This window comes from Sporomusa acidovorans, from assembly GCF_900101845.1.
In the GTDB taxonomy this organism is placed as follows: Bacteria; Bacillota; Negativicutes; order Sporomusales; family Sporomusaceae; genus Sporomusa; species Sporomusa acidovorans.
Window position 1 is genome coordinate 1 of the sequence record NZ_FNAM01000115.1, and the last position, 1,950, is coordinate 1,950.

At 37.0% G+C, this 1,950-nt stretch carries 1 protein-coding gene; it reads left to right on the forward strand.

Annotated features, from left to right (window positions below):
• Positions 1 to 137: 137 nt before the first annotated feature.
• Entirely contained in the window at positions 138 to 1,850 is a 1,713-nt protein-coding gene (locus BLR65_RS28755) for an IS1634 family transposase (RefSeq protein ID WP_093798265.1), read from the forward strand.
• Positions 1,851 to 1,950: the final 100 nt, after the last annotated feature.

Below are 1,950 nucleotides of genomic sequence, written 5' to 3' on the forward strand. Positions count from 1 at the left end.
CGGGTCTTTGACACTTGTTCAATCAAAAAATCCCCTTGAAGCCTTGAAATAGGTTTATTTTTTTGTCAATTTTCCCACTTTTATATTGAGTATTGTTGAGTATTGTGTTATAATTAAAGGGATTGGAGGGATATTATATGCGGTTGAATATCGTTAAATCCAAAAACGCACAATCACTTTATGTCATCCGTTCCACTTACGAAAATGGCAGACACTCATCTAAAATCGTAGAAAAACTCGGAACATATGACGAACTACTAAAAAAGTTGAATGGCAATGATCCCATCGCTTGGGCAAAGGCTTACATCGCTGAACTCAATACGATAGAAAAAGCTGAAAATCGCGAAGTCATCGTAAAATACTCTCCATCTAAGATTATCTCTAAAGATCAACAACACTCCTTTAACGGCGGGTATCTCTTTCTCCAACAGATTTATCATGAACTCAATCTGCATAAGGTATGTGCTGAAATTTCAAAGAAGTATAAATTTACTTTTGATCTGGATGCCGTACTGTCGCGGCTCCTTTACGGACGAGTCCTTTTTCCTTCTTCCAAGCTCGCAACTTATCAACATTCCTCAAAATTTATTGAACAGCACAACTTTGATTTACAGCATGTTTACCGGGCCCTTGAGGTCATTTCAAAAGAAATCGATTTTATCCAATCTTCTCTTTACAGTAACAGTCTTAAACTTTCAAAGAGAAATACCGGTATTCTCTATTATGACTGTACAAACTATTTTTTTGAAATCGAACAGGAAGATGGCCTTAAACAATATGGCGCTTCCAAAGAACACAGACCCAATCCCATCATCCAAATGGGGTTATTCATGGATGGCGACGGTATTCCCCTAGCCTTTAATCTCAACAGCGGTAATACCAATGAGCAGATTACTCTTAAACCTTTGGAAGAAAAAATACTGTCTGATTTCAAGCTTTCCAAATTTGTTGTTTGTACTGATGCTGGTCTGGCTTCTGAAAGCAACAGAAAATTCAACAACAAGGGCGAGCGTGCCTTTATTACTACTCAATCTATTAAGAAGCTAAAAAAGCATTTAAAGGAATGGTCGCTTGATTCCAAAGGCTGGCATCTTTCAGGTCATGACAAAACTTATGATATTTCCTCTATTGATGAGGACGCACACAAAGACTACTGCTTCTACAAAGAACGCTGGATTAAAGAAAATGGCCTAGAACAAAAGCTCATTGTCACCTATTCCATCAAATATAAAAATTATCAGCGCCAAATTCGCAATTCACAAATTGAACGTGCTCAGAAGACGATTGATACGAATCCGACTAAAATCTCAAAAAGTAATCAGAATGATTATAAGCGCTTTATCAAGAAAACCAGTTGCACACCTGATGGCGAAATAGCCGACACTTCAGTATATACGCTAGACACCGAGACTATCCTTAACGAAGAAATTTATGACGGCTTCTATGCGGTATGTACGAACCTCGAAGATAGTGCCCTTGACATCATCAAAATCAACCAGCGTCGCTGGGAAATTGAAGAATGTTTTCGGATTATGAAAAGCGAGTTTAAAGCAAGACCGGTGTATCTAAGCCGCGAAGATAGAATTAAAGCGCACTTTACCTCCTGCTTTATATCACTTGTTCTTTATCGGTTATTGGAAAAGAAACTAGACAATCGGTTTACGTGTCAAGAAATAATCAACGGCCTGAAGGAAATGAATTTCTATGAGATTGAGGGCGAAGGTTATATACCAACCTACACAAGAACTGATTTTACAGATGTGCTACATGAAACTTATGGGTTTCGAACAGACTATCAGATCATAAAAAAAACACAGATGAAAAAAATTTTAAACATGACAAAAAAATAAAAAAAATTACTCACTTTTTCAAAAACACAAAAAGCTTGAGAAACCTTGTAAATCAAGGTTTCTCAAGCTTTTTTTAGTCTTCAACTGTCAAAGACAGGAT

Coding starts and splice junctions, on each gene's coding strand:
- BLR65_RS28755 (WP_093798265.1), top strand. CDS start 138: ATGCGGTTGAATATCGTTAAATCCAAAAACGCACAATCACTTTATGTC.